The sequence below is a fragment of the Variovorax guangxiensis genome, assembly GCF_003952165.1.
Taxonomy (GTDB): domain Bacteria; phylum Pseudomonadota; class Gammaproteobacteria; order Burkholderiales; family Burkholderiaceae_C; genus Variovorax; species Variovorax guangxiensis.
Genome location: NZ_RXFT01000006.1, coordinates 1 through 12,000 on the forward strand (window position 1 = coordinate 1; position 12,000 = coordinate 12,000).

At 66.3% G+C, this 12,000-nt stretch carries 13 protein-coding genes; 9 read left to right on the top strand and 4 right to left on the bottom strand.

Annotated elements, in window-relative coordinates; genetic code table 11:
• The 5 genes from EJP67_RS15240 to EJP67_RS15260 form a co-directional block, all read left to right on the top strand.
• Positions 1–255: substrate-binding domain-containing protein (locus EJP67_RS15240; protein WP_165909634.1), on the top strand; the 255-nt coding region annotated here is incomplete at its 5' end.
• 171 nt (positions 256–426) lie between these two features.
• Complete coding sequence (locus EJP67_RS15245) at positions 427–1,704, top strand: L-fuconate dehydratase (protein WP_126022562.1); 1,278 nt, start codon at positions 427–429, stop codon at positions 1,702–1,704.
• 25 nt (positions 1,705–1,729) lie between these two features.
• Positions 1,730–2,506, top strand: coding sequence for an SDR family oxidoreductase (locus EJP67_RS15250; RefSeq protein WP_126022563.1), 777 nt, complete (start codon positions 1,730–1,732; stop codon positions 2,504–2,506).
• Positions 2,507–2,535: 29 nt separating this feature from the next.
• A complete protein-coding gene (locus tag EJP67_RS15255; protein ID WP_126022564.1) occupies positions 2,536–2,865 on the top strand; it encodes an L-rhamnose mutarotase in 330 nt (109 codons plus the stop codon).
• Between the two features lie 72 nt (positions 2,866–2,937).
• Positions 2,938–3,381, top strand: a complete 444-nt coding sequence (locus tag EJP67_RS15260; protein ID WP_126022565.1) for a helix-turn-helix domain-containing protein — start codon at positions 2,938–2,940, stop codon at positions 3,379–3,381.
• Between the two features lie 36 nt (positions 3,382–3,417).
• Here the strand turns inward: EJP67_RS15260 and EJP67_RS15265 are convergent, their stop codons facing one another.
• The 3 genes from EJP67_RS15265 to EJP67_RS15275 all read right to left on the bottom strand — a co-directional run bounded on the left by EJP67_RS15265 (position 3,418) and on the right by EJP67_RS15275 (position 7,050).
• A complete protein-coding gene (locus tag EJP67_RS15265) occupies positions 3,418–4,755 on the bottom strand; it encodes an MFS family transporter (RefSeq protein ID WP_126022566.1) in 1,338 nt (445 codons plus the stop codon).
• Positions 4,756–4,886: 131 nt separating this feature from the next.
• Positions 4,887–6,044 (bottom strand): alpha-hydroxy acid oxidase, encoded by a 1,158-nt coding sequence (locus tag EJP67_RS15270; protein WP_126022567.1) that lies wholly within the window; start codon positions 6,042–6,044, stop codon positions 4,887–4,889.
• A gap of 112 nt (positions 6,045–6,156) precedes the next feature.
• The gene (locus EJP67_RS15275) at positions 6,157–7,050 is read right to left on the bottom strand and encodes a LysR substrate-binding domain-containing protein (RefSeq protein ID WP_126022568.1); all 894 of its coding nucleotides are present in this window, start codon (positions 7,048–7,050) and stop codon (positions 6,157–6,159) included.
• A gap of 106 nt (positions 7,051–7,156) precedes the next feature.
• Between EJP67_RS15275 and EJP67_RS15280 the strand changes: the two genes are divergently transcribed.
• Positions 7,157–8,818 (top strand): L-lactate permease, encoded by a 1,662-nt coding sequence (locus tag EJP67_RS15280; protein ID WP_126022569.1) that lies wholly within the window; start codon positions 7,157–7,159, stop codon positions 8,816–8,818.
• Here EJP67_RS15280 and EJP67_RS15285 read toward each other — a convergent pair.
• The gene (locus EJP67_RS15285) at positions 8,796–9,431 is read right to left on the bottom strand and encodes a TetR/AcrR family transcriptional regulator (protein WP_126022570.1); all 636 of its coding nucleotides are present in this window, start codon (positions 9,429–9,431) and stop codon (positions 8,796–8,798) included. The two genes, EJP67_RS15280 and EJP67_RS15285, sit on opposite strands and share 23 nt — an antisense overlap.
• A gap of 86 nt (positions 9,432–9,517) precedes the next feature.
• Between EJP67_RS15285 and EJP67_RS15290 the strand changes: the two genes are divergently transcribed.
• The 3 genes from EJP67_RS15290 (at position 9,518) to EJP67_RS15300 (ending at position 11,901) form a co-directional block, all read left to right on the top strand.
• The gene (locus EJP67_RS15290) at positions 9,518–9,940 is read left to right on the top strand and encodes a nuclear transport factor 2 family protein (RefSeq protein ID WP_126022571.1); all 423 of its coding nucleotides are present in this window, start codon (positions 9,518–9,520) and stop codon (positions 9,938–9,940) included.
• 93 nt (positions 9,941–10,033) lie between these two features.
• Positions 10,034–11,236: a sensor histidine kinase gene (locus tag EJP67_RS15295; protein WP_126022572.1), complete on the top strand. Its 1,203-nt coding sequence runs from the start codon at positions 10,034–10,036 to the stop codon at positions 11,234–11,236.
• Positions 11,233–11,901, top strand: coding sequence for a response regulator transcription factor (locus EJP67_RS15300; protein ID WP_126022573.1), 669 nt, complete (start codon positions 11,233–11,235; stop codon positions 11,899–11,901). Before EJP67_RS15295 ends, EJP67_RS15300 begins: the two co-directional genes overlap by 4 nt.
• Positions 11,902–12,000 lie beyond the last annotated feature (99 nt).

The following is a 12,000-nucleotide window of genomic DNA, read 5'->3' on the forward strand; positions in this document are numbered from 1 at the left end:
AAGGAGATGAAGCGCACCGGCAAGGTCGTGGTCATCGGCTACGACTCGGGCAAGCAGCAGAAGAACGCGATCATGGACGGCAGCATGGCCGGCGCCATCACGCAGAACCCGGTGGGCATGGGCTACAAGACCGTCGAGATGGCGGTGAAGGCCGTCAAGGGCGAGAAGCTGCCGAAGATCGTCGACACCGGTTTCTTCTGGTACGACAAGACCAACATCGCCGATCCCAAGATCGCGGCTGTGCTCTACGACTAGGCGGAACGCGGACAGCCGAACGCAGAAGTAAGACAAAAGCGACGCGAAGGACGCGAAAAAGGGCAAAAGAACCAGATCAACTTTTTTGACTTCTTTTGCGACCTTCGCGAAACCTTCGCGTCCTCTGCGTCCGGCTGCCCGATCCCTCTCCGACCCTCCAGACAAATTCCAATGACCATCGTCCGCTCCATGCGCGTGCTAGACGTGCGCTTCCCCACTTCGCAGCATCTGGACGGCTCGGATGCGATGAACCCCGACCCCGACTATTCAGCGGCCTACGTCGTGCTGGAGACAGACCAGCCCGGACTCGAAGGCCACGGCCTCACATTCACCATAGGCCGCGGCAACGAGATCTGCTGCGCAGCCATCGAGGCCATGCGGCACCTGGTGGTGGGGCTCGACCTTGCATGGGTGGCCGAGGACATGGGGCGCTTCTGGCGGCATGTGACTTCCGACAGCCAGCTGCGCTGGATCGGCCCCGACAAGGGCGCGATCCACCTTGCGACGGGCGCGATCGTCAATGCGATGTGGGACATCTGGGCCAAGTCCGAAGGCAAGCCCGTGTGGCAGCTGGTGGCCGACATGTCGCCCGAGGAACTGGTGCGCTGCATCGACTTCCGCTACATCACCGACTGCATCTCGCCCGACGAGGCGCTCGCACTGCTGCGCGAAGCATCGAAGGGCAAGCAGGAACGCATCGCCACGCTGAAGGCCGAGGGCTACCCCTGCTACACGACCTCCGCCGGCTGGCTGGGCTATCCCGACGAGAAGCTGCGGCGGCTCGCGCAGGAGGCGATCGACGCGGGCTTCAGCCACATCAAGCTCAAGGTGGGGCGCGACCTGCAGGACGACATCCGCCGACTGAAGGTGGCGCGCGAAGTGCTCGGGCCCGACAGGCACCTGATGATCGACGCCAACCAGGTGTGGGAAGTGGGGCAGGCCATCGACTGGGTGCGGCAGCTCGCCTTCGCGAAGCCGTGGTTCATCGAAGAGCCGACCAGCCCCGACGACGTGGAAGGCCACCGCAGGATCCGCGAGGGCATCTCGCCGGTGAAGGTGGCCACCGGCGAGATGTGCCAGAACCGCATCATGTTCAAGCAGTTCATCATGCGCGGCGGCATCGACGTGGTGCAGATTGACGCCTGCAGGCTGGGGGGCGTGAACGAGATCCTGGCGGTGATGCTGATGGCAGCGAAGTACAAATTGCCCGTGTGCCCGCACGCGGGCGGCGTGGGGCTGTGCGAGTACGTGCAGCACCTGTCGATGATCGACTACCTCTGCATCTCGGGCACGCGCGAGGGCCGGGTGGCCGAGTACGTCGACCATCTGCACGAGCATTTCGTGGAGCCCTGCGAGGTTCGCAACGCGGCCTACATGCCGCCCAAGGGCGCGGGCTTCTCGATCACGATGAAGCCGCAGTCGCTGGAGCAGTACCGCTTCAAGGGATAGACAGCAAGGAAAGGCATCGACAGGCATGGACCTGCATCTGAAGGACAAGGTGGTGATCGTCACTGGTGGCGGCAGCGGCATCGGCGCGGCCATCTCGATGACGCTGGCGCAGGAAGGAGCGGTGCCGGTGATCTTCGGCAAGAACCCGCTCGATGCGCCTTTCGAGGAAGCGCTGCGCAAGCTGCAGCCTCGCACGCGCTTCTTCCAGCTCGAACTGATGGAAGAGGCCGCCTGCGTCAAGGCCATTGCCGACACGGCCACCGCGTTCGGCCGCATCGACGGGCTGGTCAACAACGCGGGCGTGAACGACAGCGTGGGGCTCGAGGCGGGGCGCGATGCCTTCGTTTCTTCGCTCGAACGCAACCTGATCCACTGCTATGTGATGGCGCACCATTGCCTGCCGCACCTGAAGGCCAGCAAGGGCGCCATCGTCAACATCTCGTCGAAGACGGCCGTCACGGGACAAGGCAACACCAGCGGCTACACGGCGGCCAAGGGCGCGCAGCTGTCGCTCACGCGCGAGTGGGCGGCTTCATTGCTGGAAGACGGCGTGCGCGTGAACGCGGTGATCCCGGCTGAAGTGATGACGCCGCTCTACCAGCGCTGGATTTCCGCCTTCGACGAACCCGACCGCAAGCTGGCCGACATCACCGACAAAATCCCGCTGGGCCGGCGCATGACCACGCCCGAGGAGATCGCGGACAACGTCGTGTTCCTGCTCTCGGAGCGCGCCTCGCACACCACGGGGCAATGGGTGTTCGTGGATGGCGGCTACACGCATCTCGACCGGGCGTTGACCTGATCGTTTCGCAGTCTCGACTGGAGTTGTGCATGCGCCATTTCCTTGCGCTGGATTTGAAGGACGACCCGGCACTCATCGCCGAATACGAGGCTTATCACCGCGATATCTGGCCCGAGGTGCGCGCGCATCTGCATTCGCATGGCGTGACGGCCATGGAGATCCATCGGCTCGGCACGCGCATGGTGATGCTGATGGAAACCGACGACGCCCGCTATGACGCCCAGGCGATGGCGCTCGCTACGCGCACCGACCCGAAGATCAGGCAGTGGGAAGAGCTGATGTGGAAGTTCCAGGTGCCCACGCCATGGACGCCGGAAGGCGAGAAATGGACTGCAATGAGGCGGATATTCTGTTTGTAATCAAAAGATTCAAATTTGATCGGGGATCGGTATTTTTGCCATGTGTTTACATTTGCTGGGCAAAATGCCGCCATGCCAAATATTGCATCCATTCTTAAATCGGAGATTTCGCGCGTGGCCCGCAAGGAAGTTCGCGCGGAAATGGAAACCCTCAAGAAGGCATCTGTTCACCATCGCGCGGCCATCGCTGCATTGCGCCGCCAGATAAGCTCGCTGGAAAAGGAACTGCGCAATGTCGCCAAGGGCACGTCGCGCGGCGCGCGCGCGAGCGAGCCCGACGAGTCCGGCGAAGACGGACCGAAGCGCAGGTTCAGCGCGGGCAGGCTGGCTTCCCACCGGGCGAAGCTGGGTATCTCCGCTGCTTCCTACGGAAAGCTGGTGGGCGTGTCGGGCCAGACGATCTACCACTGGGAACAGGGCAAGGCCCGGCCCCGGGCCGCGCAGCTCGAAAGCCTCGCCTCCGTGCGCGGACTGGGCAGGCAGCAGGTGGCGCAGCGGCTGGGCGAGGCCGAGTAGCCCGCCTCAGCCCTTCAGCCCTGTTTTCTTCCTGCGTCAGTGATCGTGATGCAGGTAGCTCGCCTGCCTCGGCAGCCTCAGGCTCACGAGGAAGGCGATGACCATCATCGCGCTCACGTACCAGAAGAAGGCCGACTCGTGTCCCAGTGACTTGAGCCCCAGCGCCACGTATTCGGCCGAGCCGCCGAAGATCGCGTTCGCGACCGCGTAGGCCAGCCCCACGCCCAGGGCGCGCACTTCGGGCGGGAACATCTCCGCCTTCACGATGCCGCTGATCGAGGTGTAGAAGCTCACGATGGCCAGCGCCGCGATGATGAGAACGAAGGCCAGCACGGGGCTGGTCGTGTGCTGCAGCGCGGTCAGGATGGGCACCGTCGTCAGCGCGCCGAGGCCGCCGAACAGCAGCATGTTGTTGCGCCGCCCGATGCGGTCGGACAGCGCGCCGAACACCGGCTGCATGCACATGTAGACGAAGAGCGCGCAGGTCATCACGTAGCTTGCCGTCTTGATCGGCAGGTGCACCGTGTTCACGAGGTACTTCTGCATGTACGTGGTGAAGGTGTAGAAGATCAGCGAGCCGCCGGCCGTGTAGCCCAGCACCGTGAGGAACGCCGGCGTGTGGTGCCTGAAGAGGCCGCCGATGCTTCCGGCTTCCTTGTTCTTCCTGGCCTCGTCGGTCTGCGTCTCGTGCAGCGTGCGGCGCAGCAGCAGCGCCACCACCGCCGCGATGGCGCCGATCACGAAGGGAATGCGCCAGCCCCAGGCCTTGAGCTCGGCCTCGGTCAGCAACTGTTCGAGCACCACGATCACCAGCACCGCGAGCAGTTGCCCGCCGATCAGCGTGACGTACTGGAAAGAAGAGAAGAAGCCGCGCTGGCCGCGCAGCGCCACCTCGCTCATGTAGGTGGCGGTGGTGCCGTATTCGCCGCCCACCGAGAGCCCCTGGAACAGCCGGCATACCAGCAGCAGGAAAGGCGCCCACGCGCCGATCTGCGCATAGGTGGGCAGGCAGGCGATGACGAGCGAGCCGCCGCACATCATCGTCACCGAGATCAGCATCGAGGTCTTGCGCCCGAGCCGGTCGGCAAGGCGCCCGAAGAGCCAGCCGCCGATGGGCCGCATGAGGAAGCCGGCCGCGAACACGCCGGCGGTGTTCAGCAGCTGCGCGGTGGGATCGGACTTGGGAAAGAAGGCCGGCGCGAAGTACAGCGCCGAGAAGGCGTACACGTAGAAGTCGAACCACTCGACCAGGTTGCCGGAGGAGGCCGCCATGATCGCGAAGACGCGGTGGCGCTTTTCTTCTGCCGTGTAGTGCGGGGGAGATGAAGCAGAGGAGGCCACTGGGCCTCCCGAGGTAGGCGTGACTGCGCTCATGGTGCCTTCTTGTGCCGTGCAGGCAATGTTGTTGTTTCCAAAACATTCTGCGCCGGCACGAAGGGACCGCGTGTCGGCCGATGCCGCATCGGCCTACCTCCGCAGGGGCCTTCCGGTGAAGCCCTGCAGGCTCAGAAAGTACCCGGCAGCAGGATGCTCGAATCGACCTCGTCGATGTTCGTGCGGCCGCAGAAGGCCATCGTGATGTCGAGCTCCTTCTGGATGATCTGCAGCGCGCGCGTCACGCCCTCCTGCCCGAAGGCGCCCAGTCCATAGAGAAAGCTGCGGCCGATGAGCGTGCCGCGTGCGCCCAGAGCGCGGGCCTTGAGCACGTCCTGCCCGCTGCGGATGCCGCCGTCCATCCACACCTCGATCTCGGTGCCCACCGCGTCGACGATGGCGGGCAGCGCCGCGATGGAGGAGGGGGCGCCGTCGAGCTGGCGCCCGCCGTGGTTCGACACGATGAGCGCGTCGGCGCCGCTTGCGGCCGCGAGGCGCGCGTCCTCCACGTCCATGACGCCCTTGAGGATGAGCTTTCCGCCCCAGAGCTTCTTGATCCACTCCACGTCGGCCCAGCTCAGCGCGGGGTCGAACTGCTCGGCTGTCCATGACGACAGCGACGACAGGTCCTTCACCCCCTTGGCGTGGCCCGCGATGTTGCCGAAGGTGCGGCGCTTGGTGCCCAGCATGCCCATGCACCAGCGCGGCTTGGTGGCGAGGTTGATGAGGTTCTTGATGGTGGGCTTGGGCGGCGCGGTGAGGCCGTTCTTGATGTCCTTGTGGCGCTGGCCGAGGATCTGCAGGTCGAGCGTGAGCTGCAGCGCGGTCACGTTGGCGGCCTTGGCGCGCTCGATCAGGCGCTCGATGAAGTCGCGGTCCTTCATCACGTAGAGCTGGAACCAGAAGGGGTGGCGGCCGGTGTTCTCGGCGATGTCCTCGAGCGAGCAGATGCTCATGGTCGACAGCGTGAACGGAATGCCGAAGGCCTTGGCGGCGCGCGCGCCGAGGATCTCGCCGTCGGCGTGCTGCATGCCGGTGAGGCCGGTGGGCGCGATGGCCACGGGCATCGCGGTTTCCTGCCCGATCATGGTGGTGCGCAGCGAGCGGCCCTCCATGTTCACGGCCACGCGCTGGCGCAGCTTGATCTTCTGGAAGTCGCTCTCGTTGGCGCGGTAGGTGCCCTCGGTCCACGCGCCGGAGTCGGCGTAGTCGTAGAACATCTTCGGCACGCGGCGCTTGGCGATCACCCGCAGGTCTTCGATGTTGGTGATCTTGGAAAGGTCGGGCACGGGCAGTCTCCTGGCGGGTTCTCTTGGTGGATCGGCGGAAGCTAACCGGCCATTATCTGCAGGCGCCCAGGGGCGCCATCTGAAAAAAGACGAGCCCTCTGCTGAAAAGAATTCAGCTCGCCCGCTCGCGCAGCGCCTCGCGCAGCCACTCGACGAAGGTGGCGCACTCCCAGCGCTCCATGGCGCCCGGCTTCCAGCACAGGAAGTAGGCGTTGGGTGAGGGCACGCTGCGCTGCGACAGCCGCACCAGCCGGCCGTTGTCGAGCCATGCGCTGCCCAGGCGCAGGTGCATGAGCACCACGCCGAAGTCTTCGGCGGCCGCATCGAGCGCCAGGCCGAGGTCGTTGAACTGGTGGCCCGTGGCGGGCTCCGGCAGGCCGATGCCGCAGGCCTTGAACCAGGTGCGCCACGATTCCAGCGGCGTGCGCAGCAGCTGCGCGCGCGACACCTCGGCGTCGGTCTCGAAGCTTTCGAAGGGGCCGTGGCGTTCGAGGTAGGCGGGGCTGCACACCGGCGAGACGTCGTCGGCCAGCAGCTGGACGAACTCGCGGTCGTGGAAGGGGCCGGTGCCGAAGCGCAGCTCGATGTCGGCCTCTTCCACCGTGGTGTTGCGCACCGGCATGGTCACCTGCAGCATCAGCTCGATGTTCGGGTAGGCATCGCGAAAGCGCGCCAGCCGGGGCAGCAGCATCTGGCGCGAGAAGGTCGGCGTGACCGCCACGCGCAGCCGCCGCACCTGCGATTCGGGCTCTTGCCCCGGCACCTGCCGCAGCGCCGCGATGGCTTCGCGCACCCGCGCCAGATAGGCCATGCCATCGGCGCTGAGACTGAAGTCGCTGCCCGTGAAGAACTTGAGCCCCAGCAACAGCTCGAGCTGGCGGATGCGGTGGCTCACCGCGCTGGGCGTCACGGCGAGCTCCTCGGCCGCGAGGTTCACGCTGCGCAGCCGCGCGACGGCTTCGAAGGCCTGCAGGCCCTGTGTCGAGGGGAGACGCGGAGAAACCATCTTTTGTCAGAGGGGGTAGCGGGGTAGGATGGTATCGAACGCTTCCGGTCCTGCCCGGCCGGAGCATCGGCTCAGAAGAATTCCCAAAACAACAGGAGACGAGCACATGGTCTGGCAACAGGTTTACAACCCCTTCGGCAACATGATCGTATCGACGGCGCTGGCCGCGATACCGGTGGTGGTGATGCTGGTGTGCCTCGGGTTGCTTCACGTCAAGGCGCACTACGCGGCGGGCCTGGGCCTGCTGAGCGCGGTGCTCATCGCGGTGTTCGCCTTCGGCATGCCGGCCGACATGGCGGGCAAGGCGGCCTTTCTCGGCGGCATCACCGGCCTGCTGCCGATCGGCTGGATCGTGCTGAACATCATCTTCCTGCAGCAGCTCACGCAGCAGAACGGCAGCTTCCAGGTGCTGCAGGACTCCATCGCCGGCATCACGGAAGACAGGCGCCTGCAGCTGCTGCTCATCGCATTCGCCTTCGGTGCGTTCTTCGAAGGCGCGGCGGGCTTCGGCACGCCGGTGGCGGTCACCGCGGCCATCCTCATCGGGCTGGGTTTCTCGCCGCTCGCGGCATCGGGGCTCTCGCTCATCGCCAACACCGCGCCGGTGGCCTTCGGCGCATTGGGCACGCCGGTCATCACGCTGGCCAAGGTGCATGGCTACGACCTGATGGCGGTCACCGCGATGATCGGGCGGCAGCTGCCGTTCTTCTCGCTGCTGGTGCCGTTCTGGCTCATCTGGGCCTTCGCTGGGCGCAAGGGAATGATGGAGGTGTGGCCGGCCATCCTGGTCACGGGCGTGTCCTTCGCGATTCCGCAGTTCCTGGTGTCGAACTACATCGGCCCGGAGCTGGTGGACATCATCGCGGCCATCGTCTCGATGGTGTGCCTGGTCGCGTTCCTGCGCGTGTGGAAGCCGAAGAAGGTCTGGACCTCGGTGTCGCTCAAGGGACACGAGGCCGACGGCGGCGAGGCTTCCGCGGCCGTCGCGCCGACGAAGCATTCGAGCGCCGCCGTCATCCGCGCCTGGACGCCGTGGCTCATCCTCACCGTGTTCGTTTTCATCTGGGGCCTGCCCTCGGTGAAGACCTGGCTCAACGGCATCTTCGCGCCGAGCTTTCCCATCGACGGGCTGCACAACATGGTCGAGAAGGTGGCGCCGGTGGTGCCCAAGCCGACGAAGGAGGGCGCCGTCTACCAGCTGCTGCTGCTCTCGGCCACGGGCACCGGCATCCTGGTGTCGGCCATCGTGGGCGGGCTGGTGATGAAGTACAACCCGATCCAGCTCGTGGCCGCCTATGGCCGCACGCTGTGGCTGGTGAAGTTCTCGCTGCTCACCATCGTGCTGATGCTCGCGCTGGGCACGCTCACGCGCTACTCGGGGCTGGACACCACGCTGGGCCTGGCCTTCGCCAACACCGGCGTGCTGTATCCCTTCTTCGGCACGCTGATGGGCTGGCTGGGCGTGGCGCTCACCGGCTCCGACACCGCATCGAACGTGCTCTTCGGCGGCATGCAGAAGGTGGCGGCCGACCAGCTCGGCCTGAGCCCCAACCTGATGGGCGCGGCCAACAGCTCTGGCGGCGTGATGGGCAAGATGATCGACGCGCAGTCGATCGTGGTGGCTTCCACCGCCACGCGCTGGTTCAACCATGAAGGCGAGATCCTGCGCTACGTGTTCTTCCACTCCATTGCGCTGGCCTGCCTCGTGGGCTTCTACGTGACGCTGCAGGCCTACGTGTGGCCGTTCACGCTGATGGTCGTGAAGTAGCGGCTGTCGAGGCGGGCAGCGTGGCCGCCAGCGCCTGAATCAGCCGGCGCAGGTCGTCGACCGCTTCGCGCGCGAGCGCGGCACCGCCCATCTGCGCCTTGACGATGGCGCCATCGACGCCCAGCGCGGCGGCCTGCGCAACGGCCATGCGGCGCGGGCTTTCCAGTGATTCGGGCAGCAGCCCGGCGATCACCTCGACCATCTCGCGCTTGTGCTCGCGCGAGATGTCGCTCGCGCCGCTCACGCTGCCGCCCACCTCGACCACCGAGTTGATGAAGGCGCAGCCGCGGAAGGCCGGATCGGCGAACCACTCGGCCATCGCGTCGGCCAGCACCTCCAGCGCCTGGCCGCCGCCGATGCGCTGTTGCGCGCCGAGCCGGCCGAGCGCATCGACGAACCATGCCATCCACAGGCCGTGGCGGTGATCAAGGAAGGCCCGCACCAGGTCGTCCTTCGACGGGTAGTGCCGGTAGAAGGTGACCTTGGTGACGCCCGACGCGGCGATGACGCGGTCGATGCCGGTGGCGCGTATGCCGTCGGCGTAGAAGAGGTCGTGCGCGGTGCGCAGGATGCGCTCGCGCGCCGGCAGTTCGGAGATGGAAGAGATGTCCATGGCGCGATTGTAGGCATGTAGACAGGTCTGTCTACATGTGGCACATTCCGGCGCATTCCCCTTCAACCTCCATCGAAAGAACCACCATGGAATCACGCCCGCCGCTGCCGCCCTTCACCCTCGAATCCGCCACGCAGAAGGTACAGGCCGCCGAAGACGCCTGGAACTCGCGCGACCCCGTTCGCGTGAGCCTGGCCTACACGCCCGACACCGAATGGCGCAACCGCGCCGATTTCGTCAACGGCCGGGAGCAGGTGGTGGAGTTCCTGTCGCGCAAGTGGACGCGCGAGCTCGACTACCGCCTCAAGAAGCAGCTCTGGGCCTTCATGGACAACCGCATCGCGGTGCGCTTCGAGTACGAATGGCACGACGACTCGGGCCAGTGGTATCGCAGCCATGGCAACGAGAACTGGGAGTTCGCGGAGAACGGCCTCATGCAGAGGCGCTTCGCGAGCATCAACGACCAGCCCATCAAGGAATCGGACCGCAAGTTCCACTGGGCGCGTTGAGCCGCGCTGAACTGCGTTGTTCCCGCGTTGTCCCCTCTTCCCTCGGGGAGAGGGAGCAAGCCCCCGGGCACGGCTGTTGCTTGCTTTTGGTGCATGGAGACGCCTGTACTGAACCCCGCCGCCAGCCACCCGCTGTGGCAGCACCAGCTCGGGCTGCTGCTGGAATCGACGGGTGAAGGCATCTTCGGCATCGACCTCGACGGCCACTGCATGTTCATCAACCGGGCCGGCGCGCAGATGCTCGGCCATGAGGTGGGCGACGTGCTCGGCTCCAACATGCACGAGCTCACGCACCATTCGCACCCCGACGGCTCGCATTACGCCGACACCGACTGCCCCATCTTCAACGCCTTCCGGCGCGGCCTGCCCTGCCGCATCGACACCGAGGTGTTCTGGCGGCGCGACGGCAGCGCCTTCGCGGTCGAGTATTCGAGCCACCCGATCATGGACGGCACGCAGGTGCGCGGCGCCGTCATCACCTTCGTCGACATCACCGAACGCCGGCGCCAGGCGGAGGCGCTTCAGCAGGCCAAGGACGAACTCGGCCTGCGCGTGCAGGAGCGCACCCGCGAGCTCAGCGATGCGCTGGCGCAGCTGCGCGAGCTCTCCGCATGGCTCGACAAGGTGCGAGAGGAGGAGCGCACCCGCATCGCACGGGAGGTGCACGACGAACTCGGCAGCCTGCTGGTGGCGCTGAAGATGGACGTCAACTGGATCGGCAAGCGCCTGGGCGAACAGCAGGAGCGCACGCCCGACGCGGCGCAGGCCATGCGCGAACAGATGCGCTGCAAGTGCACGAACATGAGCCAGCTCATCGAGCGCGCGGTCGACAACGTGGGACGCATCATCACCGACCTGCGCCCCAGCATCCTCGACCACCAGGGCCTGTGGGCCGCGCTCGAATGGCAGGCGCACGAGTTCGTGCAGGCGGCCGAGCTGGAGCTGGACTGGCGCTTCGACGTGCCGCCCGGCGTGGAGCTGCCCGAGCCCGCGGCCATCGCGGTGTTCCGCATCTTCCAGGAGATGCTGAGCAACGTCGGGCGCCATGCCAGGGCGAGCAGCCTCGGCATCCGCATCGGCGTCGAGCAGGCGCGGCTGAGCATCAGCGTGCGAGACGACGGCGTTGGCGCGCCGGCGCAGGCCTTCGAGGCCGCCACCTCGTACGGCGTGCTCGGCATGCGCGAGCGAGCGCGCCACTTCGGCGGGCGCATCGACATCGAGAGCCGCGTGGGCGAGGGCAGCACCTTTCGCCTTCAACTGCCGCTGCACGTGGATGCGCACGGAGGCGCGCAATGAGCGACATCCGCGTGCTCATCGGCGACGACCACCGCATCGTGCGCGAGGGCCTGAAGCAGATGCTTGGCGACCTCTCCAACGGACTGCCCGCGATGGTCGTGCGCGCCGAGGCGCAGACCGGCCCCGAGGTGCTGGAAGCCGTACAGGCGCTCGGCGGACCCGAGGGCCTCGACGTGGTGCTGCTCGACATCGCCTTGCCCGGCCGCGACGGGCTCGACGTGCTGCAGGCGCTGCGCAAGCAATGGCCATCGCTTCCGGTGCTGATGCTGAGCACCTATCCGGAGAAGCAATACGCGGTGCGCTGCATCAAGCTGGGCGCATCGGGCTATCTCAACAAGAGCGCCGACGCCGACGACATGGTCGGTGCGGTGCGCAAGGTGGCGGGCGGCGGCCTCTACGTGTCCGCGGCCACAGCCGAGGCCTTGGCCACGGCCGTGGGGCGAGGCGCCGGGCAGGGCGCCGAGGTGCTCTCGCACCGCGAGCACCAGGTGTACCGGCTGCTCAGCGCGGGGCACAGCGTGAGCGAAATCGGTGCGCAGCTGGGCCTGGCGCCCAATACCGTGAGCACATATCGCGCACGCATCCTCGAGAAGACCGGCACCAAGAACGACGTGGAGCTGGCCCTGTATGCCGAACGCCACGGCAAGCAGGGCTCTACCGGCTGAAAAACCCCCGAATACGCCACTGGCGTGCACCGGCTTGTAGTGCCAGCCCTACAAGGCCTCGACATCGGCGGCACGATCTGATGCCACAGGCTGCGCAAC

Bases quoted from the DNA above. Each gene is read 5' to 3' on its own strand.
- EJP67_RS15260 (WP_126022565.1), top strand. From the start codon at position 2,938: ATGCCAAATATTGCATCCATTCTTAAATCGGAGATTTCGCGCGTGGCC.
- EJP67_RS15255 (WP_126022564.1), top strand. From the start codon at position 2,536: ATGCGCCATTTCCTTGCGCTGGATTTGAAGGACGACCCGGCACTCATC.
- EJP67_RS15265 (WP_126022566.1), bottom strand. From the start codon at position 4,755: ATGAGCGCAGTCACGCCTACCTCGGGAGGCCCAGTGGCCTCCTCTGCT.
- EJP67_RS15285 (WP_126022570.1), bottom strand. From the start codon at position 9,431: ATGGACATCTCTTCCATCTCCGAACTGCCGGCGCGCGAGCGCATCCTG.
- EJP67_RS15290 (WP_126022571.1), top strand. From the start codon at position 9,518: ATGGAATCACGCCCGCCGCTGCCGCCCTTCACCCTCGAATCCGCCACG.
- EJP67_RS15250 (WP_126022563.1), top strand. From the start codon at position 1,730: ATGGACCTGCATCTGAAGGACAAGGTGGTGATCGTCACTGGTGGCGGC.
- EJP67_RS15295 (WP_126022572.1), top strand. From the start codon at position 10,034: ATGGAGACGCCTGTACTGAACCCCGCCGCCAGCCACCCGCTGTGGCAG.
- EJP67_RS15275 (WP_126022568.1), bottom strand. From the start codon at position 7,050: ATGGTTTCTCCGCGTCTCCCCTCGACACAGGGCCTGCAGGCCTTCGAA.
- EJP67_RS15280 (WP_126022569.1), top strand. From the start codon at position 7,157: ATGGTCTGGCAACAGGTTTACAACCCCTTCGGCAACATGATCGTATCG.
- EJP67_RS15300 (WP_126022573.1), top strand. From the start codon at position 11,233: ATGAGCGACATCCGCGTGCTCATCGGCGACGACCACCGCATCGTGCGC.
- EJP67_RS15245 (WP_126022562.1), top strand. From the start codon at position 427: ATGACCATCGTCCGCTCCATGCGCGTGCTAGACGTGCGCTTCCCCACT.